This is a genomic window from Parabacteroides chinchillae (assembly GCF_900108035.1).
GTDB classification, from domain to species: domain Bacteria; phylum Bacteroidota; class Bacteroidia; order Bacteroidales; family Tannerellaceae; genus Parabacteroides; species Parabacteroides chinchillae.
The window spans coordinates 36,917-60,959 of record NZ_FNVS01000018.1 but is presented as its reverse complement, the minus strand read 5'-3'; the positions used below and the strand labels follow the sequence as shown (position 1 = coordinate 60,959).

23 protein-coding genes, 1 tRNA gene and 1 riboswitch are annotated in these 24,043 nt (G+C 43.7%); of the genes, 10 read left to right on the top strand and 14 right to left on the bottom strand.

Annotated features, from left to right (window positions below):
- Nucleotides 1-31: 31 nt before the first annotated feature.
- The 12 genes from C4S38_RS16130 to C4S38_RS13365 form a co-directional block, all read right to left on the bottom strand.
- Nucleotides 32-442: a hypothetical protein gene (locus C4S38_RS16130; protein ID WP_234999383.1), complete on the bottom strand. Its 411-nt coding sequence runs from the start codon at nucleotides 440-442 to the stop codon at nucleotides 32-34.
- A 65-nt stretch (nucleotides 443-507) separates the two neighbouring features.
- On the bottom strand, nucleotides 508-855 hold the full coding sequence (locus tag C4S38_RS16125; protein ID WP_234999381.1) for a hypothetical protein: 348 nt from the start codon (nucleotides 853-855) through the stop codon (nucleotides 508-510).
- Nucleotides 856-857: 2 nt separating this feature from the next.
- Complete coding sequence (locus tag C4S38_RS13410; RefSeq protein WP_103984116.1) at nucleotides 858-1,418, bottom strand: zinc-ribbon domain-containing protein; 561 nt, start codon at nucleotides 1,416-1,418, stop codon at nucleotides 858-860.
- Between the two features lie 28 nt (nucleotides 1,419-1,446).
- On the bottom strand, nucleotides 1,447-1,887 hold the full coding sequence (locus tag C4S38_RS13405; protein ID WP_103984115.1) for a zinc-ribbon domain-containing protein: 441 nt from the start codon (nucleotides 1,885-1,887) through the stop codon (nucleotides 1,447-1,449).
- Nucleotides 1,888-2,003: 116 nt separating this feature from the next.
- Nucleotides 2,004-2,390: a hypothetical protein gene (locus C4S38_RS13400; RefSeq protein WP_103984114.1), complete on the bottom strand. Its 387-nt coding sequence runs from the start codon at nucleotides 2,388-2,390 to the stop codon at nucleotides 2,004-2,006.
- Nucleotides 2,391-2,508: 118 nt separating this feature from the next.
- Nucleotides 2,509-2,817 (bottom strand): type II toxin-antitoxin system RelE/ParE family toxin, encoded by a 309-nt coding sequence (locus C4S38_RS13395; RefSeq protein ID WP_103984113.1) that lies wholly within the window; start codon nucleotides 2,815-2,817, stop codon nucleotides 2,509-2,511.
- Complete coding sequence (locus C4S38_RS13390; protein ID WP_103984112.1) at nucleotides 2,801-3,028, bottom strand: hypothetical protein; 228 nt, start codon at nucleotides 3,026-3,028, stop codon at nucleotides 2,801-2,803. The genes C4S38_RS13395 and C4S38_RS13390 overlap by 17 nt, the downstream gene beginning before the upstream one ends.
- Nucleotides 3,029-3,227: 199 nt before the next feature.
- Complete coding sequence (locus C4S38_RS13385; RefSeq protein WP_103984111.1) at nucleotides 3,228-4,544, bottom strand: OmpA family protein; 1,317 nt, start codon at nucleotides 4,542-4,544, stop codon at nucleotides 3,228-3,230.
- A 52-nt stretch (nucleotides 4,545-4,596) separates the two neighbouring features.
- Nucleotides 4,597-5,094 (bottom strand): hypothetical protein, encoded by a 498-nt coding sequence (locus tag C4S38_RS13380; protein WP_103984110.1) that lies wholly within the window; start codon nucleotides 5,092-5,094, stop codon nucleotides 4,597-4,599.
- A gap of 19 nt (nucleotides 5,095-5,113) precedes the next feature.
- Complete coding sequence (locus tag C4S38_RS13375; protein ID WP_103984109.1) at nucleotides 5,114-6,412, bottom strand: hypothetical protein; 1,299 nt, start codon at nucleotides 6,410-6,412, stop codon at nucleotides 5,114-5,116.
- Nucleotide 6,413: 1 nt separating this feature from the next.
- Complete coding sequence (locus C4S38_RS13370; protein WP_103984108.1) at nucleotides 6,414-7,088, bottom strand: TapB family protein; 675 nt, start codon at nucleotides 7,086-7,088, stop codon at nucleotides 6,414-6,416.
- 35 nt (nucleotides 7,089-7,123) lie between these two features.
- Complete coding sequence (locus C4S38_RS13365) at nucleotides 7,124-7,540, bottom strand: helix-turn-helix domain-containing protein (protein WP_103984107.1); 417 nt, start codon at nucleotides 7,538-7,540, stop codon at nucleotides 7,124-7,126.
- A gap of 273 nt (nucleotides 7,541-7,813) precedes the next feature.
- Here C4S38_RS13365 and C4S38_RS13360 point away from each other — a divergent pair, with 273 nt between their 5' ends.
- The 3 genes from C4S38_RS13360 to C4S38_RS13350 all read left to right on the top strand — a co-directional run bounded on the left by C4S38_RS13360 (nucleotide 7,814) and on the right by C4S38_RS13350 (nucleotide 10,340).
- Nucleotides 7,814-9,532, top strand: coding sequence for a tetratricopeptide repeat-containing sensor histidine kinase (locus C4S38_RS13360; RefSeq protein ID WP_103984106.1), 1,719 nt, complete (start codon nucleotides 7,814-7,816; stop codon nucleotides 9,530-9,532).
- A 12-nt stretch (nucleotides 9,533-9,544) separates the two neighbouring features.
- The gene (locus tag C4S38_RS13355; RefSeq protein ID WP_103984105.1) at nucleotides 9,545-10,159 is read left to right on the top strand and encodes a response regulator; all 615 of its coding nucleotides are present in this window, start codon (nucleotides 9,545-9,547) and stop codon (nucleotides 10,157-10,159) included.
- A 70-nt stretch (nucleotides 10,160-10,229) separates the two neighbouring features.
- The gene (locus C4S38_RS13350; RefSeq protein ID WP_103984104.1) at nucleotides 10,230-10,340 is read left to right on the top strand and encodes a GlsB/YeaQ/YmgE family stress response membrane protein; all 111 of its coding nucleotides are present in this window, start codon (nucleotides 10,230-10,232) and stop codon (nucleotides 10,338-10,340) included.
- A gap of 110 nt (nucleotides 10,341-10,450) precedes the next feature.
- On the opposite strand, the gene C4S38_RS13345 is transcribed toward C4S38_RS13350, so the two are convergent.
- Nucleotides 10,451-10,523, bottom strand: a tRNA-Glu gene (locus C4S38_RS13345).
- 275 nt (nucleotides 10,524-10,798) lie between these two features.
- Here C4S38_RS13345 and mutA point away from each other — a divergent pair.
- The 6 genes from mutA to C4S38_RS13315 all read left to right on the top strand — a co-directional run bounded on the left by mutA (nucleotide 10,799) and on the right by C4S38_RS13315 (nucleotide 20,418).
- Nucleotides 10,799-12,703, top strand: coding sequence for a methylmalonyl-CoA mutase small subunit (gene mutA / locus C4S38_RS13340; RefSeq protein ID WP_103984103.1), 1,905 nt, complete (start codon nucleotides 10,799-10,801; stop codon nucleotides 12,701-12,703).
- A gap of 12 nt (nucleotides 12,704-12,715) precedes the next feature.
- On the top strand, nucleotides 12,716-14,863 hold the full coding sequence (gene scpA, locus C4S38_RS13335) for a methylmalonyl-CoA mutase (protein WP_103984102.1): 2,148 nt from the start codon (nucleotides 12,716-12,718) through the stop codon (nucleotides 14,861-14,863).
- 437 nt (nucleotides 14,864-15,300) lie between these two features.
- Complete coding sequence (gene coaW / locus C4S38_RS13330) at nucleotides 15,301-16,143, top strand: type II pantothenate kinase (RefSeq protein WP_099463506.1); 843 nt, start codon at nucleotides 15,301-15,303, stop codon at nucleotides 16,141-16,143.
- A 14-nt stretch (nucleotides 16,144-16,157) separates the two neighbouring features.
- A riboswitch (cobalamin riboswitch) is annotated at nucleotides 16,158-16,357 on the top strand.
- Nucleotides 16,358-16,641: 284 nt separating this feature from the next.
- The gene (locus tag C4S38_RS13325; protein WP_099463505.1) at nucleotides 16,642-17,238 is read left to right on the top strand and encodes a porin family protein; all 597 of its coding nucleotides are present in this window, start codon (nucleotides 16,642-16,644) and stop codon (nucleotides 17,236-17,238) included.
- Nucleotides 17,239-17,438: 200 nt separating this feature from the next.
- The gene (gene priA, locus C4S38_RS13320) at nucleotides 17,439-19,901 is read left to right on the top strand and encodes a replication restart helicase PriA (RefSeq protein WP_103984101.1); all 2,463 of its coding nucleotides are present in this window, start codon (nucleotides 17,439-17,441) and stop codon (nucleotides 19,899-19,901) included.
- Nucleotides 19,902-19,926: 25 nt separating this feature from the next.
- The gene (locus C4S38_RS13315; protein WP_103984100.1) at nucleotides 19,927-20,418 is read left to right on the top strand and encodes a low molecular weight protein-tyrosine-phosphatase; all 492 of its coding nucleotides are present in this window, start codon (nucleotides 19,927-19,929) and stop codon (nucleotides 20,416-20,418) included.
- Here the strand turns inward: C4S38_RS13315 and C4S38_RS13310 are convergent.
- Nucleotides 20,393-22,423, bottom strand: a complete 2,031-nt coding sequence (locus C4S38_RS13310; protein WP_103984099.1) for an HD family phosphohydrolase — start codon at nucleotides 22,421-22,423, stop codon at nucleotides 20,393-20,395. The genes C4S38_RS13315 and C4S38_RS13310 overlap by 26 nt on opposite strands.
- A gap of 95 nt (nucleotides 22,424-22,518) precedes the next feature.
- Between C4S38_RS13310 and gltX the strand changes: the two genes are divergently transcribed.
- Nucleotides 22,519-24,036: a glutamate--tRNA ligase gene (gene gltX, locus C4S38_RS13305; protein ID WP_103984129.1), complete on the top strand. Its 1,518-nt coding sequence runs from the start codon at nucleotides 22,519-22,521 to the stop codon at nucleotides 24,034-24,036.
- Nucleotides 24,037-24,043: the final 7 nt, after the last annotated feature.

The following is a 24,043-nucleotide window of genomic DNA, read 5'->3' as shown; positions in this document are numbered from 1 at the left end:
TATGATGATTCTTTTTTATTTAGCCTATTTATTAAATAGAAATATGGCATATACAAGAGCTATAGTAACTGATTATCTTTACAAGAATCCAACTGTCTATAAAGGCATATTTTACCGTATAAGCTAATAGCACAGAGACCACCAAGGCAATAAAGCTACTCCATCCGAACAGGCTGAATAATCCTCCGAACAGAATGAATGAAACCAGTAATACCACGACGAACGATAGAATTACAACTACCGTTATCTTTGCTGCACCTTTCAGCAGCGTTTTCCAGTTCTGGGCGTAGATCACTACACCGTCGGCTGCGCTTTTGAAGGCATTCTGATTCGGATGGTAGAACGTATAGCCCAAGCAACACTCATCGATATAACCCAGTGAAATATCGAGGAACATCTTCATTAGGCTCATCACGTCACCCATACCGGGTATGCTGCCCAACAAACTATCGTTCAGACGTTCAAATGCCTTCTGTAACTGATGTACGGAACCAGATACCAGTTTGTCTAACGCGAAGTAAACATTGGATGTCCCGAAGCGTTCTTTACCATCGCTTTGCCTGTGCCGACCGGATTTTCCGGCACGGTTCCTGTTTTAAAAGCCATCGTAATTACTGCCACATGTCCGGCTTTCACCATATAACCGATATAATGATTCAGTATGAAATTAACAATGCCGATGACGCATAACCAGACAATAAACATAGCTACTCCGACTCCCTCGTTATTGAACAGGGTGGAGATACCCATCAGGATGGCAAACTGGATAACGGCTATCAAAATGTTTAATAGCCCCAATCCCCGTTTGATCCATCCGAACTGCAGGGTTTTGAAGAAAATTTCTTTTGCTGTCATATCTATTTCAGTATTTTATATTTGCCGATAAGAGGCAACTCTTTTGCCCGTCCGTTGGCTGCATTGATAATCCCAATGATCGCCAGTACGGTGATAACGAGATATACCAGATTGAGAATTGTTCCGCAGATGGAATAGACTTCCCATAGCTTAAGTCCCCGCCAAAGGATAGCTCTTAGCACGGCTGTCAGTATACTGTCTATAATCACCCATGCAACCCATACCAGACAAAGCATGATTCCCTGGTTAGCATGGAAACGGGCGAATTTTGAATCTTTGGCGGCCAGGATAGGTACGAGTACCAGAATCCCGAAGTAAGCAAAGATTGCCATTACCTTGTTTTGCTCGATGTCTTTCGGGGCGAATTCGGATGTGTTGTCTGTCGTGTTGTTGAGTTGGGCGAATTTATCGCCTAGCTGCATTTCGTCCGATTGGGCGGCGGATTGGGATACTGGCTGAGATTCTGTTTGTGGTGTATTGCTTTCCGATATCTGAGTTCCACAAGCCGGACAGAATTTTACACCATCACTTATTTGTTGTCCACATGTTCCACAAAATGCCATAATTTGTTTCCTCCTATAATTAATTTGTTTATTCTATTCCCGTAGCCGGGATTATACTTTTAATTTCTTCTACTTCTTGCCAGAGGCTTTTCAGCGTATCTCCTAAAAAGAGTTTGAAGAGAAGACTGAACAGAATGACGAGAATCGTACCGATTAGCAGCATCAGTAACATGGCGCGTGCAAAATTTGCCTGACTTACTTTCCTGCATCCTCCGCATGCCCATATGAGTAGCAGGATAATGTTGACGATAGGGATTAGCATCAATAGCATCATACCGATATACCCGCCTATTGAAACTGGTTCATATTTGCTACCCGGCAGCGGTGGATAAGGTTGTGCCTGAGGCTGTGGCGAAACTGCTGGTTGCGATGGGGCCTGTTGGGTTTGTGGCGGCACCGGTTTTCCGCACGAAGTGCAGAACTTAACATTGTCGGGGACTTGTACCCCGCAAAAAGAGCAAAATACCATAGTCTGTTCCTCCTATTATTATTTAAGGTTATTTTTTACTGTATATACTTGTCTTTTATTCATTGTATATTTTGCTTTCGCGTGAATTTGCTACGAGCATGGCGACGTATTGGGTTTTAGCCTGGATGCTGGGTGCTGTGTACAAGTCTTTGAAGGTCGCGTTTGTTTTTGTCAGACTTTCCGACTTGTTGGGATCGTGATTCAACCAGATTTCCCAGACTGTCGGTATATTTGAACAGGATCCTTCGAGCTTGTATCTCTTCGTTCTCTGTCCAATCCATATCCAGCAGGATATTGTTGCCGTCTTTTGTCATTTTGCACCCCACGACCTTTACCGTTTCATAAAAATCATACTCGAAAGTGAAATCTTCGGGCATTGTAAAGTCGAGCCTGTCCGTTTGTGAACTTTGTTGCGCACTTTCGGAAGGCGGATGTTTACCGTCGGCGAAAGCGGAAAACCCCGTGAGAAGGATGGCTATAAGATAGAATATATATGTTCTCATGATGACGTTTGTTTAAATGTTAATACCATAATGTTGCCGAAAGAACATTCAGGAAACAAAAATCCCGGCAACTCTTTGCGGAGAGATGTCGGGATTTTCAGAGAAGAGGATCTATTGGCTATAGTTTTTTCTTCAAAAGCTCCGGATTACTTCTATTATCATGGATCGTTACAATGTATATCGTTTGATCTTTTACCTGATAGTAGATTGTATTGAATTTGGATAAAACACATCGTCTAATACCAGTTTTCAGAGAAGATGCCGGGAATGCATAGGGGAATGTACTGATACGTATGAGTTCGTTGTCAACAGACCGAACAAATTTCCGTACAATAGTTTCTCCCCAGATATTGAACAGGAACTGAACAATTTCTTCAAAATCAAGAGTGGCCTGATCAGACCATTCTATATTATAGCCATTGTTCATAACGTTTTCTCATTTCGTTATGGGGAATGGTCTTTCCTGCTTCAATGTCGGCTAATCCTTTATCGATAGCCTGTCGCTCTTTTTCAGAAATGGTGTTCCACCATTCGTTCTCCTGTTCTTCCCCCAATACACGGGCGAAACTCATTTTTTTGAGCAGTTCGATAAAGGCTTTACCTTCGTAGCTGTTGTCATCTATTAAAATTGTTGTCATAGGAATAATCTCCTTTCTTCTTATACGTTAGTTGCAAAGATAATCATTTGAAGGAGATAACTCATTTCCCTTTTCCTAAAAATCATTTCAGCATGTCAAAGAGCGATGTTCACATATTTTGTTTATTACTGCTTCACGAATTGACTTCGTCGATTTGTCTGCGCTGCTCGGCATAGTCCAAGCAAGCTTGGCTCTGCCCTTACAGCTTGACGAATTCCACCCGCCGGTTCTTGGCGCGTCCTTCGTCTGTTCCGTTATCGGCGATAGGGGATATTTGTCCTTTGCCTGAGGAGGTGAGACGATCGGCGGCAATGCCCATTTCCACCAGCTTGTCGACGATGGATTTCGAGCGGGCTTCGCTGAGTGTCTGGTTCGAAGTGGCGTTGCCGGTGCTGTCGGTATGGCCTTCGACGGAGAATTTCAGGTCGGGGTTTTTGGTCATCAACTGCACGATGCGGTTGATCTCGCCCATCGACTCCGGCTTGATCGTACTCTTGCCCACGTCGAAGGTGATGCCGTAGGTGATGAACTTCCCGTCGGACATCATCCGGTCGTAGAGCGGAACGGCACCTTTGGCGATACGGATGTTTTTGATAAAGACTTCGTTCTCGAAGGAGCTTCCGATAGTCATGTAACTTCCCGTATTGACCATGTTCGGAATATTGGCCACTCGGGTTTGGTTGATGTATATTTTCATGGCACGCTTATTGAATGAGAGAGAGACATGTTGCCATTTCCTGGCTTCGAGTTTCGCTTGATCCTCGCCACGCCGCATTTCATCTCCCGAAGTCGGTTTCCATTCGTATTCGAAATTATTTAACGGCTCCGATTCAAACACCTGAGTGAGAAAATTCAACCTGAAAGTCGTCTGATCGTAACTACTTTCTTTAATATAGAAATCGATCAGGCCGTAATTCGCGTAATGGTCGTCTTCATTTGAATGATACTGGCTCCAGTAATCGAACTCGATGGTGTATATCTCCCCCAGATAGTTTTTAGTATCTTTCATCAGAGGAGTGATCGTTGTATGCTCCATCAGTTGGATCACGGTTTCGCCGTTGAGTTTGGCGATCTCGGCATTGCCATCAATCAGATCCCATTGGCTGGGAAATTCGCCGAGTTGCTCTCCTGTGAGATTATCTTCGAAGATGACTTCATCGCCGGGCACGAAGTCGAACTTGTTCCATGACATTTCGGCGTTTTTCTCAACCTGGGGTTGTTCGTCTTTTTTTGCTTTGGGATCAGCGGCAGGAGTGGCTTTTTTTTCTACAGCTTCCTCTTCTGTATTTTCTTCTTCTTTTTCGTTGCCGGTTACAATATCCTCTCCGGTTTCAAAAACCTTATCGACAGTTTTATCCACTTTCTCGTTCACCTTGTCCTCCACTTTTTGTTTCGAGCGGTCTTTGGCTCGTTTGACTGCTTTTTTGCCCAGATCCTTGATCCATTGCGCTTCGGCTTGCGGGGCGGCAAAGAGGGCGATTATGCCTATTATTATTAATGTGATAATGCGTTTCATATGCTTTCGTTTTAATGGTTTACGATTCATTTTCCGTTACGGCTTCCCGACTCTAAAGTTCATCTTTGAGAGCATCCATTATTTCTTTGGAATCGTCGATATCTTTCTGGAGTTTGTTGCGAAGGCTTTTCTTCGTGTATTCGCCGTATCCGAGCTCGACTATCTCGCCGCTTTGCTCGTAAATGACGGTGTTTCCTTCCATCTTTATATCATCGAAGAGGTGGCTTACTTCTTTGTATCCGGTGTGAATTTTTTCCGCCATTTTTTTGTCCGGGTATTTGGCCTCGACCACCAGGCGGGTACATTTGTCGCCGGTGAAATGGTAAGTCGTTTTGGTGACTATGCCACCAAATGCTTTTGTCGTTCTGATGACCTTGTCCCCCTTGATCTCAACCTTGTCGGACAGATCTTTCATCATTTCTGTCAGTTCTTTCTTTTCACTGCGGGAAAGTTTGTCATCGCTTTCATCCGATTTCTTTCCACTATTTCCGCAGGAGGTCATGCCGGCTGCTATCGCCAGGCAGAGCAGTATGTTTATGATTGTTTTCATATCTGTAAGTTTTAAAAGTTTATTTATTAATATCGGTTGCTTTCAGCTCTTTCTCGTATTCGTCGAGAAACTGTTTGATGGCCTGGATTTCCGGCGCGTTCATCAGCGGCTCTGCTTTCTTTTGAAGCTTTTTGCCTGCTGCTTCGGTGATGGCATCCACCTCTGCCTGATATTCCGCATAAGGACGGTAGCCTTTGGGGGGCGAGAAGATACCCGCCGGAGTGCTTTCCTTGAAACTTTCCACCTGGCTCCACGCCATTCCTTTTATTCCGCCGCCGAAGTTGATGTTCTTCCAGCTGTAGTATAGCATCTTCATGCCGCTTTCCGGTTCGGTGATCTCTAATGTGAAGCAGGATTTGCCGGCTATGGTGGTGTTCGCTACCTTGCGGGCATTCATCCGGACCAGAAAGGAGGGGGGCATCACCTCATAATTGCTGATGATCGGACATTCGAGCTTCTTGTCCAGGCCGGGTATTTCGTAGGAGAAGTAGACGAATTCCACATCTTTCAGCCCGTTATTCAAAGCGTTTTCCAGATCTTTCATCGTTGGCTCTTTGATGTCGGGTATCTGAAGGCTGGCTGCCTGGTCGGTTATCCGCCTTACTTTTTCGATAGAGGCGACGGCGGTAAGAATGGTTACTTTTCCGGCAGCATAATCGTAGATCGTGCCTGTCCCCATATCGTTCATCATGGCAAACAGCTTCCCGTAGTTATCGAAATAGTAGGTACTGTTTATTTGGGGGAAGCCTTGCATCGTGTTGACCATCCGCAGCGTTCCGCTTTTTGTTCCGGCTTTGAGGTCTTTCTTTTCCATGCCCCGGATATGCAGAACGACTTCGTACACGCATTTGCGGCCTGCTTTATCTTTTACCGTAAAGTAGCTATCCTCTCCACCGATCCGTTTGCCGGATGCCGGTGAACTGGTGACGTTGCTTCCGGTGGTATAAACAGGTATGATGTTCTCGAAATCTGTATCCGGATCGACTGTGATTTCAATTATCCCTTTTTTATGGTCTATCTTACCTTTTTCTTTTCCGATGGAGAAGGTGAGGATACGTGGGGCATTCGGATCGGTGGATCCCAGCGTGGGAGCTTCGGCTTCTTCTTCCGCATACATCTCTTCCGGGTAGATATCTTCCGCCGGCGGGAAGTCGTAGTCGATCTCTTCTGCTTCCTTTTCTTTTTGCTTCTCGTCCTCACCGAGTACGGTTTTGCTGATCTCCTGCGCTTTCTTGCCGAGCTTTTTCAGGAACCCTTGTCCGTAGATCGGGGGAGAGGCAAACAGTGCTATTATGAATAAGGTATAGAATCGTTTCATATTAGTTGCCCTCCATCAATATCAGTTCACCTGAACTTATCAGTTTGTTTTTCTTGTCGTACGTTTCAGTCCGGATGGTTCCGATGTTGCGGGCGTACCATACACAGAGGGTATTTTCTGATTTGAACCCCATGGCTTTCCCGCTGACTTTGCTTTGCACTTTATAGCATTCAAAGGTTCCCGCAGGCGTGGTGATATCTTCCTTGGCTACGACTTTCGTCTCGGTGATTTTTGAAGAAGCGACGGTAAGTGAACCCATTTTTACGGTAACATTGGAGTCCTCCAGCGTCATGCCTTCTTCCAGGGTGGCAGGAACAACGGTTCCTTCGCCTGTAATGGTCACCCCTTCCATTAACTTGCCTGCACTGGAAGAGGGATCAAAATAGACTGCTCCATTTTTGATTTGTATTTCAACAGGCATTTTGAATAATACTTCTTTCTTTTTGTCTAATGCTTCTGTGTCGTAAGTGACTTCAAAATTTTGTGCGTCTGTCCCATTTACTTTTGAAATGGTATAGCGGACGTAATCGGTCGTTTTGCCTTTTTTATCGTAATTGGCATATGTCAATATAATTCCTTCCTTGTTGGGAAAAAATGGGTTCTGTGCATAAATGGTTGTCGGTACCAGTAACGTAGTTAAGATAATTGCTGTGATAAATCTGAATAAAGCTCTCATGATATTTAATGTATTTGATGGTTAATATTTCATCATCACCCCGGAGGGGTCTTCTCATTTGCCTTGTCTGTTTCCAAAGCTGTTTTCAGCCATTTGGCAGGTGAGGTTCCTTCCAGTTTATTAAAGGCGGCATAGAAGGTAGAACGTGACCGGAATCCACAGTCATAGGCAACACTTTCTATTGTGTAGCTGTTGGTATTGTCTGATAGTAGGATGCGCTTTACTTCTTCTAGCCGTTTTCTGTTTACCACATCAAAAAAATTCAGGTTCAGGAAACGGTTTAAAGATTGAGAAATGGCAGCCGGAGCAATTTCCGTTGCCAGGGAGATATCCCAAATGCAAAGGTTCGGATTTTTATAATCATCCGAGTGACGGAGGAAAGATTGTATTTTCTCACAATTTTGCTCCATTTCTTTTTCGCTCAATCTTGATCTTGCATAGCGCATATTCATGCTTTTATCTTTTATTTACAAAAGAAAGTATTTCTTGTTTAACAAAAGGCTATCTATGCAACCTCCGTGTCCGCTCAAATTTATACGGACAAATTTTTGCATCTTTCCCTTTGCTCTGGTGTCAAAATTAGAAGATTGAGAGTTTACCTTTTATCCCCAAAAAGGGGTTCTTGTGCCATAGGTGGGTAAATACCCCTTTTTAGGGGTGTTGCTATGCTCGATATTCATTATATTTGTTGGTGCATAAATACATATTTTTGAAAGATATACAATATGAAAAAACTGGCTGGAATATTACTCGGAATAATAACTTTTGTATTAGGTTGCCATCCGGTTTCTTTCGACCACGATCCGGGGTATGAGGAGGAATGTGCCTATATGCAGGAATTATTGGCGCGGAAAGAATATGATTCTATTTATATTGTAGCAGACCGTCTGTTGAAGGCGGTAACTCCCGATACTCTTTCTGTGTGGGCGTATAATGCTTATTCGTCAAAAGGAGTGGCTCTGGATATTACCGGTAAGTATGACCAGGCAGGTTATAATTTATATTGTGCCCTCCGTGCAGCAGAGGCAATAGACGATCCTGTGTTGCAGGGTAAGGCTCATAACAATATTGGTATTTTGTATTTTAATCAGCGTGATGCAGACCAAGCCATAGGGCATTATCATAAATTTTATGAAATAGCTGCTGTCCGGGGTGATTCGATAAGTATGGTACGGGCCTTGAATAATATGGGGAATGCTTGTGCTACGATCAAAAAAGATTTAGATGGAGCACTTTCTTATTTTGAAACGGGGCTTGCTATAGCCGACCGGATAGGTTATTGGGAAGGCCGGCAAACTATTCGTATCACGATGGCTGACATTTGCATCGGAAAAGGTAATCTGGAGAAAGCCCTTCAATTGCTTGATGAAGTGAAGGCGATAGATGGCTGGGATTATTATGCCGATTATGCGTTGGCAACTATTTATAATAAACAGAAGCAGTATGATAAAGCTATTTCTCTTTATCAATCAATTCTGGCGAGGAAAGTGAATAATCGTGAATTTTATCTGGCCGTACTGAACGATGCTAGCGAAATAAGTGAGAGGAATGGCGATCTGAAATCCGCCTTACGGTATCGTGTACGATATCAGGCCGATCGAGATTCAATGCATACGCTCGAAAGTGCCCGGATAATCCAGAATTTGAAGATTGCCTACGAAACGGAGAAGAAAGAAATGCAGATTGTCTCTGTTGAAGAAGAAAAACGTTTGATCCTTTGGTTGACGCTTTCCTGTATTGCTTTACTGGCCCTTTTTCTTGTTCTGTTGGTTTTCCGTCAACGGTTTATTAACCAGAAAAAAGAATTGGCAGAGAAGCGTGTGGAACAGCTGGAACAAGAAAAGGAACTGGTTGCAGCCAAATCTTTGCTGGATGGAGAGAATCAGGAACGGGGACGACTTTCCCGTGAGTTGCATGATGGACTAGGCGGATTACTTACTATGGCAAAACTAGACCTTGACAAATTCCGACAGGAGAAAGAAACGGAAAAAGAGAGATTGGAACATGTCATCAGCCTGATGGATCGATCTATTACAGAAATGCGCCGGCTGGCACATAACCTGATGCCCGAATCGTTGGCACGTTTTGGACTATATCCTGTGTTGGAAGAATTTTGTGCCGGTTCGTCAAGCGTTGATTTCTATTTCTACGGAAAAGAACGGCGTCTGGACAGGGATATAGAAATAAATATTTACCGTATAGCCTGTGAACTAATCAATAATGCATTAAAGCATGCCGAGGCCTCCCAGATCAACGTACAGTTGATACAAGCCGATGATAGTCTTTCTTTGACTGTCCAGGATGACGGCAGGGGAATGGGCGGATCAACAGAAGGGCAGGGGTTGTCAACTGTCCGTTCGCGTATCGAACTGCTTGGTGCAACTCTTAATATTGTTTCCGGCAAAGAACGGGGAACAGAAATCACTGTAGAATTAAACTGCTAAAAACTATAGGTTATGATTAAAGTAGTAATAGTAGACGATCATCCCATTGTTGCTGACGGAATCCGGCAGCTGATTTCAGAAGAGGCGGGAATGGATGTTGTGGGAACTGCCATGTGTGGTAAAGATTGCAAAGAATTATTGCAAAACACAACACCGGATATTATCCTGCTTGATATTAATCTGCCGGATATGAATGGCATGGATCTTTGCGCATATGTACATAATCGCTATCCGTTTATCCGTATTATTGCCCTAACCGGTTTTAAGGAATATTTCTATATGCAGAAAATGTTGCAAAATGGTGCTAGCGGTTATTTGCTGAAAAATGCTTTGCCGGAAGAGATACTGGAAGGAATACGCAGTGTTTATAAGGGAGAACGTTATTTCAGTGAGGAGGCCGGCTCTGTAATCTCTGCACGGAAAGAAAAAGGAAAACTTTTTCTTACCATCCGTGAGACAGAGTTACTGAGCCTCATAGTAGAGGGGTATACAAATAAAGAAATAGCAGAAAAGCTGTTTCTTGGAGTAGAAACAGTGAATAGTTACCGTAAAAACCTATTATTGAAACTGGGGGTGAAAAATACAGCAGCTATGGTAAAGCTGGCTATTACAGAGAAACTTATATGAGGCTTTTGCTGAATATAAATTCTGCAAAGGTTTTAGATATGGTAAAACAGGTAAATATATCCTGTCCAGTATGTTCGGTATATCTGCAATTGGTTTGATAGGTAGTCTGATCACTGCTACAATTGGTGCAGTTATTGTCTTATGGCTTGTCTCAGTGTTTAGCAGGCCGCGGGGAGATTAGCAGGTCTTGGATTATAGATCTTTTTTGTCTGTAAAAAACATCCCGATCATTTTTGAAAAACATCCCGATGATTTTCAAAAATGATCGGGATGTTTTGTTTTTTTGAAGGGTAGTGCGTCCGGGGGTCGAACCCGAGTTTCCGCCGTGAGAGGGCGGCGTCCTGGACCACTAGACGAATGCACCATTTGTATCGTTTAGCTTGTTGCTGTACGACGATGCAAAATTAGTGATAATTTTAAACCGTCAAATTATTACTCTATTTTTTTTGAAGATTATTTTTATACTTTCTGTCATTATGTAAACTAAAGATGGCACATCATCTCTAAAAGGCGTTAAAATTGGGCATGATTTCGTTTATTTTTCGTTGTTCGTCCTGTTTATTTATTCTACCTTTGCCTGCTGTAATTGAACGAAATATTCAATATTACTAATACCAAGTTTTATAAACAACTAATATTATGGCAGAACTAAAAGAAAAACTTTTCTCAGAATTCGCTCCCATATCTACTGAAGAATGGATGGCGAAGATTACGGCCGACCTGAAAGGGGTACCGTTTGAGAAAAAGCTTGTATGGAAAACAGGCGAAGGGTTTAATGTAAATCCTTTCTATCGTGCAGAAGACATCGAAGGTCTGAAAACTACCGAGTCTCTTCCCGGTGAATTTCCGTATGTTCGGGGTACGAAAAAAGACAACGACTGGAAAGTACGCCAGAACATTGAAGTAAAATGTTTTAAAGGTGCAAACGAAAAGGCCCTCGATTTACTGAACAAAGGTGTTAACTCTCTTGGATTTATTATCAAGGGCGATGAAGTAAATGCTGAAAATATTGCTGCATTGCTGGATGGTATTTGCCCGGAATGTGTGGAACTTAATTTCAACACTTGCAACTGCAAAGCTGAGAAGCTGATCGGTATTCTGGCGGATTACTTCAAGGGTAAGGGCGCAGATCTGAGTAAGTGTTTTGGTTCTGTTAATTATGATGCATTCAAGAAACCTTTAGTAAAAGGCAAAGACAACGAAAACTGGGTAGAAGCCGCCGCCGCCGTGCTCAAGGCTGGTAAGGCTCTGCCTCGCTACCGTGTATTGGCTGTAAATTCATTCTATTTCACGAATGCAGGAGCTTATATTGCTCAGGAATTAGGTTTCGCTTTAGCTTGGGGTAACGAATTGATGGCTAAATTGACAGAAGCCGGATTCGAAGCTGACGAAGTTGCGAAGAAGATCAAATTCAATATGGGTATCAGCTCTAACTACTTCATGGAAATTGCTAAGTTCCGTGCAGCACGTTGGTTGTGGGCTGAAATCGTGGCTGCCTACAATCCTGTTTGCCACTGCCCGTCGGAATGTCCTAATAAGGCAGAAAACGGAATGTGCCGCTGCGCTTGTAAGATGGTTGCCCATGCGCAGACTTCAGAATGGAATATGACAATTTACGATGCTCACGTAAACTTGTTGCGTTCTCAGACAGAGGCTATGTCTGCTGCTATTGCAGGTGTTGATTCAATCACTGTCCGTCCGTTTGATAAAACTTATCAGACTCCGGACGATTTCTCCGAACGTATTGCCCGCAATCAACAATTACTGTTGAAAGAAGAATGCCATTTTGACAAGGTAGTTGATCCGTCTGCAGGTTCATATTATGTAGAAGTTCTTACAAACTCTATGGCTGATGTAGCTTGGAAGTTGTTCCTGGAAACAGAAGAAAAGGGCGGTTTCGGTGTTGCTGCCAAAGCCGGTGAAATCCAGAAAGCAGTAAATGCTTCTAATGATGCCCGTAAGAAGAATGTTGCTACCCGTCGTGAAATCCTGTTGGGATCTAACCAGTTCCCTAACTTCAACGAAGTAGCTGCCGGAAAGATAAAAGAAGAAGCTTCTTGTTGCTGTGGTGGCGGTCATTGTGGCGAGGCTACAGTTACTGCATTGGACTTCTCTCGCGGCGCGTCACAGTTTGAAGCTTTGCGTCTGGCTACTGAAAAGAGCGGAAAAGAACCGAAGGTATTTATGCTTACTATCGGTAATCTGGCTATGCGTCTGGCTCGTTCTCAGTTCTCTAGTAACTTCTTTGGTTGTGCCGGATATAAGATAATTGACAACTTAGGTTTCGATACGGTTGAAGCTGGTGTAGATGCAGCTGTTAAGGCAGGTGCTTCTATTGTAGTTCTTTGTTCCAGCGATGATGAATATGCAGAATATGCTCCTGCGGCATTGAAGGCGTTGGCCGGACGTGCTCAGTTTGTTGTAGCTGGTGCTCCTGCTTGCATGGAAGACCTGAAAGCTCAGGGTATCGATCAGTTTATTCATGTTAAGAGTAATGTGCTTGAAACATTGCAGGCTTTCAACGCTAAATTAGGAATCGCTTAAGTAGAAACAATTATGAGACCGAATTTTAAAAATATAGATATAAAGAATGCCGGATTCGCAGCAACCAATGTTGCCGAATGGGCAAAAGCCAATGGTATTGAAGCCAATTGGAAAACACCCGAACACATCGAGGTGAAACCCGTATATACAAAAGAAGACCTCGAAGGCATGGAACACTTGAACTATGCTTCCGGTCTGGCTCCTTATCTGCGTGGCCCGTATAGTGGCATGTACGCTATGCGTCCCTGGACAATCCGCCAGTACGCAGGTTTCTCTACAGCAGAAGAGTCAAATGCTTTTTACCGTCGTAACCTGGCTTCAGGCCAGAAAGGTCTGTCTGTAGCATTCGACCTTCCGACTCACCGTGGTTATGATGCCGACAACGAACGTGTAGTAGGCGACGTTGGTAAGGCCGGTGTATCTATCTGCTCACTGGAAAACATGAAAGTTTTGTTTGCCGGCATTCCATTGAACAAGATGTCTGTATCTATGACAATGAACGGTGGCGTACTTCCTGTTCTGGCATTTTATATCAATGCCGGCTTGGAACAGGGTGCTAAACTGGAAGAAATGGCAGGTACAATCCAAAACGATATCCTGAAAGAATTCATGGTGCGTAATACTTATATTTACCCCCCGGAATTTTCAATGAAGATTATTGCTGATATCTTTGAATATACATCACAGAAGATGCCGAAATTCAACTCTATCTCTATTTCCGGTTACCACATGCAGGAAGCCGGTGCTACCGCAGATATAGAAATGGCTTATACATTGTGCGACGGTATGGAATACCTCCGTGCCGGCGTAAATGCAGGTATCGATGTGGATGCATTCGCTCCGCGTTTGTCATTCTTCTGGGCTATCGGCGTGAACCACTTCATGGAAATTGCCAAGATGCGTGCTGCACGTATGTTGTGGTCTAAGATTGTGAACAGCTTCGGCGCCAAGAACCCGAAATCACTGGCTTTGCGTACACACTGCCAGACTTCTGGCTGGTCGTTGACAGAGCAAGATCCGTTCAACAACGTAGGCCGTACTTGTATCGAAGCAATGGCTGCAGCTCTGGGACATACTCAGTCTTTGCATACCAACGCTTTGGATGAAGCTATTGCATTACCGACAGACTTCTCTGCCCGTATCGCACGTAATACGCAGATTTATATCCAGGAAGAAACTCAGATATGTAAGGAAATCGACCCTTGGGCCGGTTCTTATTACATCGAGACATTGACAAACGAACTGGTACATAAAGGCTGGGCTTTGATTCAGGAAATCGAAAGCATGGGCGGTATGGCGAAAGCTATCGAAACCGGTCTGCCAAAGATGCGTATTGAAGAAGCTGCCGCACGTACACAGGCTCGTATAGACTCTGGTATCCAGACAATCGTAGGCGTTAATAAATATCGTTTACCGAAGGAAGATCCTATTGATATTCTTGAGATCGATAATACAGCCGTACGTAACGAACAGATAGCTGCTTTGAAGGTGCTGCGTGAAAACCGTGACGAAGCTGCTGTTCAGAAAGCATTGGCCGATATTACCGAATGTGTGAAGACAAAAAAAGGCAACTTGCTTGAATTGGCAGTTAAAGCTGCCGGTTTGCGTGCATCCCTGGGCGAAATCTCGGATGCCTGCGAAGTAGTAGTAGGTCGTTATAAAGCAATCATTAGAACTATATCAGGCGTGTATTCATCAGAATCAAAGAAAGATGCAGACTTCGAAAAGGCTTGTGAACTTACGGCTGAGTTTGCTAAGAAAGAAGGTCGCCAGCCCCGTATTATGATCGCTAAGATGGGTCAGGACGGACACGACCGTGGTGCAAAGGTTGTTGCTACAGGTTATGCAGACTGTGGATTCGACGTAGATATGGGACCCTTGTTCCAGACTCCGGCAGAAGCTGCCCGCCAGGCTGTAGAAAACGACGTCCATGTAATGGGTGTTTCTTCTTTGGCTGCAGGCCATAAGACTTTAATTCCTCAAGTAATTGAAGAGTTGAAGAAGCTGGGTCGTGAAGACATCATCGTTATTGCCGGAGGTGTTATTCCTGCACAGGATTACGATTTCTTATATAAGGCAGGAGTTGCCGCTATTTTTGGTCCTGGTACTTCTGTAGCTAAGGCCGCTTGCCAGATACTGGAAATCTTGCTTGGCGAATAAGCAATCAGAGCATAAGGCTTTTCTATAATAGAGGTTGTGTCAGAACGCTGGCACAACCTTTTTTATATGGTTCACAGTCCTGCTATATTGTCTTTTGCCTTTGCCGCTTAGATCCATGCGTGGTGTAAAACTATAGGGTGAGGCTTAGACACTCTCCTTGCAGGACTATCTCCCTACCTGGGGAGACTATTACTCCCTATCTAGGGAGATTCCTTCCCCCTACCTGGGGATGTTTTTTCTCCCTACCTAGGGAGATTGGTCTAACGGGGGGAGAGCGGGACGCCGAACGCGAGGCAGGAGGCTAAGACAAAGAGGGCGTGCAGGCGGTATATACGGGCTTGGGATAGTCTTTGACGCAACCTCTTTTTCTAGTGGCGGCCGAGGGTATATAAATAATGTGTAAATTCGCGGCGGTAACATTAATAACTTAGACTACTATGGGTATTGTTATAGGTATCGATGTGGGGGGCAGCACGACGAAAATCGTTGGTGTTGCTGATGGGAAAATAAAGAATCCGATGTTTGTAAAAGCAACAGATCCTGTGACTTCGCTTTTCGGGGCTTTGGGTAAATATATTTATGATAATGATATTTCGTTGTCTACAATAGAGAAAGTCATTCTAACCGGTGTGGGTAGTGCATATATAGACCAGCCGCTTTATGGTTTGCCAACGGCGAAAGCTGACGAGTTTTTGGCTAATGGTTTAGGAGCTCAGTATATGACAGACCTGAAAGACCTGCTTGTTGTCAGTATGGGTACGGGAACTTCGATTGTCAAGGTGATGAATGATAAGGTTGAACATATCGGAGGTCTGGGGGTTGGCGGCGGAACTATCCTGGGACTGTCCAAATTGTTGTTGAAGACACAAGATTTTCACCATATTGTTTCACTGGCCGAACACGGTTCTCTTGACAATATCGATTTGCAGATAAAGGACATTACCCGCTATCCGTTGCCAGGCTTGCCGCTCGATGTTACGGCTTCGGTTTTCGGAAAAGCCGATGCTAATGCGCCGGCCGAAGATGTGGCATTGGGTATTGTACACATGGTTCTGCAAACCATTGGCCAATGTACGATCTTCGCTTCTTTGAACAGTACGATCAAAGATTTTGTACTGATAGGTAATTTGACGCGTTTGCCACAATGTGCCGACATCTTTCCGCGTCTGGAAGAAATGTGTAACGTGCGTTTCCTGATACCGGCACATGCCGAATATTGTACAGCCATAGGCGCTGCTCTTGCATATATAAATAAAAAGATATGCCGGGAGGTTGGTTGATATAAAACTTTATGTATCTTTGTCACAAGCTTTGTTTCCGTATTGCAATCGCAAGAAGGAATTAAAAGGGAATCGGGTGTAAATCCCGGACAGTCCCGCTGCTGTAAACTTCGTAAACGGATTGGACAACACCATTGCCACTGTTCTTCGTAAGAATGGGAAGGCGTCCAGACCGGAAGTAAGTCAGAAGACCTGCAAAGCCGGTAAATTTCAGACGGCCTCGAGGAAAGACCGGAAGAGAGAACAAAAAGAACCGTCCGCGGTTTCCTCTTATTCTTTTATCCATTCGTTTGTCAAAGAGGCACGTTGTATAACGTTGTCTTTAATTATTTTGCCATAATAATTAGGAAAAGAAGCACGGTCTACAGACGGGATGAGCTCCGTTTCGGCCCGTGCTTTCCTTTTTACGGATGTTTGAACACTTGTTGGGGAATATTTGTTTATTAGGTGAAAAGTCTGTTTATTTGCAGCCAGGAATACAATTAATAAGAGAAAAATATGAAGAAAATAGCAGGACTCCTTTTAATAGCTTTATTCGCTTTGACCGTTGTTCCGGCGAAAGCTCAGGTTAAATTCGGTATTAAAGGTGGTGTGAATATCTCATCCGTACACTTTAATAAAGATATTCTTAACTCCAGTAATGTGACAGGGTTCCAGGTAGGGCCGATGATCGAAGCCATGATGCCGATGTTTGGTATGGGAATTGATGCGGCAGTCTTGTATTCCCAAAAAGGGGTGGATGCTTCCAACTCGATTAATTCGAAGAGCCTGAAGACCGATTATCTTGATATTCCCGTTAATTTGAAATGGAAATTCGGATTGCCTATCGTTAAGGTTTATCTGGCAGCAGGCCCTTATATCGGCTTCCGCGTAGGAGGAGATAAAATCTGGGATATCCCGGGACAGATTGACGGAGAATTAAAAGCAAAAAACTTTAATGCCGGGTTGAATTTTGGTGCAGGCGTGGAACTGATCAAACATTTGCAGGTAGGCTTCAATTACGGACTGGGCTTGACTGATGATTTTAGCGCTTCCAAGGTAGACCTGAAAGCAAAGAACCGCGGTTGGTCTGTTACAGCGGCCATTTTGTTCTGACAATATTTATAGATAAAGGAAGGCCGGACTAACAAGTCCGGTCTTTTTTTGTTACTTTTGGCTTGGCTTTCGCAGGGCGAAATTTCTGTTTACAAGTATTGAACGTTTCTACCGGTAAGTATAACGCATCAATACAAACGTCCGGCAGAGTAGCCCGAGAATAAGATGGTTCAAACAAGCGATAAAACGAAGAACAGAAGATGAAGTTTGCAGACGTGATACTCCCATTGCCTCTGGAGAATAGTTACACTTACCGTATTCCTGAGGATATGGAAAAAGCGGTGACGCCCGGTTGCCGTGTTATTGTACACTTCGGAAAGAAACGATATTATACGGCTATCGTAATGGCAGTGCATGATAAGGAACCACTGTCTTCATTTGAAACGAAAGATATTTATGCCTTACTGGATGCTTCGCCTGTACTTCGCCGTCCACAATTGCGTTTTTGGAAATGGATTTCGTCATATTATCTCTGTAAGCTGGGAGATGTTTATAAAGCAGCTTTGCCCTCGGGATTGAAACTGGAGAGCGAAACATCTGTGATTTACAATGAAGACTACGAAGCTGATACTCCATTACGTCCTAACGAGCAGAGCGTTCTGGATGCTTTTGGCGGCGCGTTGAAGCTGACTGTGTCCGAACTCGAAAAAAAAACCGGATTGCGTAATGTTGTTCCTGTTGTGGCTTCTTTGATGTCACGTGGAGCCGTAGAGGTTAGTGAAGAGTTAAAACGAGGCTTTGTGCCGAAGACTCGGACATTTATCCGCTTGGTAGAGACTTTTTATGATGAGGAAAAGCTTCAGGAGGTCTTTAATGAATTGAAAAGGGCAAAGAAACAGGAATTGTTGCTTGTTAGCTTTCTTGACCTCAGTCATACATTGAACCCGGTACTTCGCAAGGAGCTTTCTAAAAAAGAATTGCTGGAACGTAGCGGATTCACGTCTAATGTGTTGGATGGTCTGCTGAAACGAGGTGTTTTGGAATGTTATGAAAAGGAAGTAGGGCGTTTACAAATATCCGTTTGCCGTTTGCTTCCGTTGCTGCCACTTAGCGCTGCTCAAGAAAAGGCTTACGGTGATATCCATGATGTATTTAAAACCAAAGAGGTTTGCTTGTTGCATGGCGTTACTTCCAGTGGCAAGACGGAGGTGTATATTCATTTGATTGATGAGGTCCTGAAATTAGGACGCCAAGTTTTGTACTTGTTGCCCGAGATAGCTATTACTACACAAATAACAGAGCGGCTGGCTAAATTGTTTGGCAATCGCTTATTGGTTTATCATTCTAAATTCTCGGATAATGAAAGGGTGGAGGTCTGGAATAAACTTTTGCATGGCAATGAACCGATGCTGGTTCTGGGAGTCCGTTCGTCTTTATTCTTGCCGTTTAAAGATTTAGGGCTGATTATTGTTGATGAAGAACACGAGAATACTTATAAACAGCAAGACCCGGCTCCCCGCTATCATGCACGTAATGCGGCCATTGTGCTTGCCGGTATGCATGGAGCTAAAACGCTTTTGGGCTCGGCTACTCCATCTATAGATTCTTATTTCAATGCAACTACCGGAAAGTATGGTTTGGTGGAACTTTCCACCCGTTATGGAGACGTCTTGATGCCGGAAATAATACCTGTAGACATAAAGGAGTTGAAACGGAAGAAGATAATGAAAGATACACTTTTTTCGCCTTTGCTGGTGACAAAGATAAACGATGCATTAGCCGTTGGCGAACAAGTTATTTTGTTTCAGAACCGTCGTGGTTTTGCCCCTATGATAGAATGTAAGAGTTGCGGTTGGGTGCCCCATTGCGTAAACTGTGATGTAAGCCTGACGTATCATAAGATACATAACCGGCTAGTTTGTCACTATTGTGGTTATGCGATCCAGTTGCCACCTGCTTGCCCGGAATGTAAAGAAGCTGATTTGCGGATGATGGGTTTCGGTACGGAGAAGGTGGAAGAAGAGATAGCAACACTTTTCCCTGTGGCTAAGGTGGAGAGATTGGATTTTGATACGGCTCGTACCCGCACCGCTTATGAGCGTATTATTTCGGATTTTGAACAAGGTAAAACGCAAATACTGATTGGTACGCAGATGCTTTCGAAAGGATTGGATTTTGGAAATGTCTCGGTTGTCGGGATTCTGAATGCTGATAGTTTGATGAACTTCCCGGATTTCCGTGCTCACGAACGGGCCTTTCAGTTGATGGTACAGGTCAGTGGACGTGCAGGCAGACGGGATAAACGAGGAACTGTTATTCTTCAGACTTCACAACCGGAACATCCGATTATCCGGATGGTACAACATTTTGCCTACAAAGAGATGGTAGGTTTGCAGTTGAGTGAGCGTAGTATGTTCCGGTATCCGCCTTATTATCGGTTGATAGTGCTGGTGCTTCGTAGCCGTAATGAATCCGTATTGTCGGAAATGTCTTCGATGTATGCCGGCAAGCTGCGTTTACATTTGGGAGAACGTGTCTTGGGACCGGTTACTCCACCTGTTACCCGTGTGCAAACATTGCATATAAAGAAAATTATATTGAAGATTGAAATAGCAGCAGCTATAGCTCCGGTACGGGAAATACTGGAGACAGTTTATGCGGAGATGATGCAATATCCTGCGTTTAAGCAATTGCTGGTGCATTATGATGTGGATCCGGCCTGAAAAATAATTGAAAATATAGATAATTATGGAAAAGAAGAAAACAAAGTTACTATTTGTGTGTCTCGGTAATATTTGCCGCTCTCCGTCAGCAGAAGCAGTGATGAAAAAAATGGTGAAAGATGCTGGGATGGCAGACCGCTTTGAGATTGATTCGGCGGGTTTGATAGGCTACCATCAAGGCGAAAAAGCTGATCCCCGGATGCGTGCTCATGCTGCGCGTCGCGGATATGTGTTGGAATCCATTTCCCGTCCGGTCTGTACATCGGACTTCTTTGACTTTGATCTGATTATTGGTATGGACGATCAAAATACAGACCGTTTGAAACAGAAAGCACCCGACCTGGAATCCGTACGGAAGATACATCAGATGACCGAGTATTCACGTAACAAATTATATGATTATATCCCCGACCCGTATTATAGCGGAGAAGAAGGTTTCGAACTCGTCCTCGATTTGCTGGAAGATGCGTGTGCGGGTTTGTTGGAGCACATCACTTCTTCAAATCCGGGTAGCTGATTCGGGTATGGTACATGATTTTTAGTTTTTCAACAAAGACGTTTTTTATCGTCTCTACATCTTTATATGTAAGAGGTGTGTTTCTTAATAATCCATCGGCAATCTGGCTATCTATAATTTTGTTTACCAACTGTTGTATGCCTTCTTCCGTATGCTCTTTGAGGCTTCGCGAGGCGGCTTCTACAGAGTCGGCCATCATTAAGACGGCGGTTTCTTTCGAGAACGGATTCGGACCAGGGTATGTAAATGCTTCTTCGTCTATCTCCTTGTCGGGATATTGATTCTTGAAAGAGTTATAGAAGTATTTTGCTTTGCCGCGTCCGTGGTGGGTACGGATAAAGTTGATTACGGCTTTTGGCAATCCTGCTTTCTCTGCAATTTTAACACCTTCGGTGATATGGCTAATGATGATTTGTGCGCTTTCGTCAAAGGCCAGCTTGTCATGGGGATTCACGCTGCTTTGATTTTCGGTAAAGAAAACCGGGTTGCTCATTTTTCCTATATCGTGGTACATAGCTCCGGTACGGACTAACTGCGAATCTGCCCCGATTTTGGCTGCTGCCTCAGAAGCAAGAATAGATACCTGCAGAGAGTGCTGGAATGTACCGGGGCAGGTTTCACTGAGCTTCTTTAATATCGGCGTGTTGATGTTGGATAATTCTACTAATGTGATACTCGATACGTAGCCAAAAGTCTTTTCCAACATATAAACCAATACGTAGGTAAACATCAGGAGGATGAAATTAATACCGAAATAGAGCATCATCATCCAGTTTATCTTTTTAAAGTCAGCTTCCTGGTAAATCGTGAGGCTGATATATACAATAGTGTATGACATAAAGATGAAGAATGCACAGCGGATTAATTGCGAGCGTTGCGACAATTCTTTCAAGCTGAATGTTACTACCATACCTGCGATAATTTGCAGGATCAGGAATTCGTGAGGGAAAGGTGCCATCAGCGAACAGATCAGAATTGTAACCAGATGTGTGAACAGAGCTGTTCTTGAGTCGAAAAACGTACGGATCACAATTGGCACAATGGCGTACGGCAGGATGTAAATGTTAAACAGTCCGTAAGTGACGCATAATTCTGTCAGGATACAACCGGTGAATATGCAGCTCAACAAGAAAAACGTATTTTTTTTATTGTGAAATATTCTTGGCCTGAAAGACCACAGGTATAACCAAAAACAAAACATGATACCAAAGACAAGTACAAACTGTCCGGCAAGAATGATGCTTTGCCGTTGCGTCCCTCCGGTTTTTGATTCGTGTACGGTTTTGAGGGAACGGAGTACGTTGTATGTATGGTTGTCTATGATTTCTCCGCGGTCTACAATGCGTTCTCCTGCTTGTACCATGCCGTTGGAGATGGAGACGCTTTGAAGTATGTCTGTCCGTACTTTTTCGGAGGTGCCCTGGTCGTAAGTGATATTTTCTTCCAGATAGTTATTTATGTCGCACGATTGCAGAACGGCTTTGTCCAGATGTGACGGACAATTATTGATGATGTATTCGTAAGCTGTTTTTACGGTGAAAAAATCGCTTATATAGCAAGGCCTGGCAATGTTGTTCTCGAGTAGATTCACTTTAAAGATATCTTCCTTTTTTAAATCTTCCAATGCTTGCGGAGAGATGACACCCTTGTTGTAAAGGTATATCAGGCTTTTTTCGATGTATTGCATATAAGCCGGGGTGGCTTTGCTGTGCAGTGTCGCGTTATAGTTGGTACGGAGCTTGGCTATTTCGTTGTTTTCTGTTTTTGTATCTAATCTGTAATAAGGTTCGAAATTCTTCAGGACGCTGTCTTTTTCTGCTTTTACTTCTTCGTCTGTCTTATAAATAGGGAAGTCACTTGGAGCAGTTAGCAATCCGTAACGCCACGGTTTACCTTCGTAAAACTGATACCGGAACTTTCCTTCGCGCGGAAAAAAATAAGCGATCAGCAAAGCTGATACGATAAAGTAGATAACGGAAGGTATGCTGTAACTCTTTAATTTCATAATTGATGTTTCTTTGTCGGGGCGAAATGTACATAAAAAAGTTTACTATGAGAAATAAAAGATGTACTTTTGCCGCATTATTAAAGGTAAGCACTATGACTCAAAGAAAAGTAAGAGTACGTTTTGCACCCAGTCCTACGGGGGCGTTGCATATTGGTGGTGTTCGTACTGCTTTATACAACTATCTATTTGCAAAACAACAAGGTGGAGATTTGATTCTCCGTATAGAAGATACAGATTCACAACGTTTCGTTCCCGGAGCAGAAGATTACATAATCGAAGCTCTTACCTGGTTAGGCATTAAGTTTGACGAAGGAGTAGGGTTTGGCGGAAACTACGGCCCGTACCGCCAGAGCGAACGTAGAAATATTTATAAGAAATATGTAGACCAGCTTCTGGACGCCGGTCATGCCTACATCGCATTTGATACCCCTCAGGAACTGGAGGCTAAACGCGCTGAAGTATCCAACTTCCAGTATGATGCTTCCACCCGTTTGCAAATGCGCAATTCGCTTACACTTCCGGCAGATGAGGTAAATGCATTAATCGAAGCAGGAAACCAATACGTGGTGCGTGCCAAGATAGAACCCAACGAAGATATTCATGTAAACGACCTTATCCGTGGCGAAGTTATTATCAACTCTTCTATTCTGGACGACAAGGTACTTTATAAGTCGGCAGACGAGCTTCCCACATATCATTTGGCAAATATTGTAGACGACCATCTGATGGAAGTAACTCATGTTATCCGTGGTGAAGAATGGTTGCCAAGTGCTCCGTTGCACGTATTGCTCTACCGTTTCTTTGGTTGGACTGAAACAATGCCTCAGTTTGCACATCTCTCTTTGCTCCTGAAGCCTGAAGGCAATGGCAAGTTGAGTAAACGTGACGGTGACCGTCTGGGTTTCCCTGTATTTCCGTTGGAATGGCATGATCCAAAAACCGGAGACATCTCGTCAGGATATCGCGAAAGCGGTTACTTGCCCGAAGCTGTTGTGAACTTTCTCGCTCTCTTGGGTTGGAATCCAGGCAATGACCAGGAAGTGATGAGTATGGATGAACTGATACAATATTTTAATCTGTCTCATTGCAGCCGTAGCGGAGCCAAGTTTGATTATGAGAAAGGAAAATGGTTCAATCACCAGTATATTCAGCAAAAAAGCAATGAAGAAATTGCTGAAATGTTTTTGCCTTTTCTTGAAGAGCACGGCATAAAAGCAGAATTTGCATACGTAGAAAAAGTGGTAGCCATGATGAAAGACCGCGTAAACTTCGTGAAAGAATTATGGGACGTTTGTTCCTTCTTCTTCGTTGCTCCAACGCAGTACGACGCAAAGACTACGAAGAAACGTTGGAAAGACGAATCGGCTACCCAACTAGCCGAACTGATAGAAGTATTACGCACACGTGAACCATTCGATATAGAAGGTACTGAAGCAGAAGTGAAAGCCTGGATTGAAAGCAAAGGCTATCATTTGGGAAATATAATGAATGCAACCCGCTTGGCTTTGGTAGGCGAAGGCAAAGGACCTCATATCTTTGATATTACCGAAGCATTGGGCAAAGAAGAATCTATTCGCCGTATTCAACGTGCAATAGAAATACTTAAATAACTGCAGA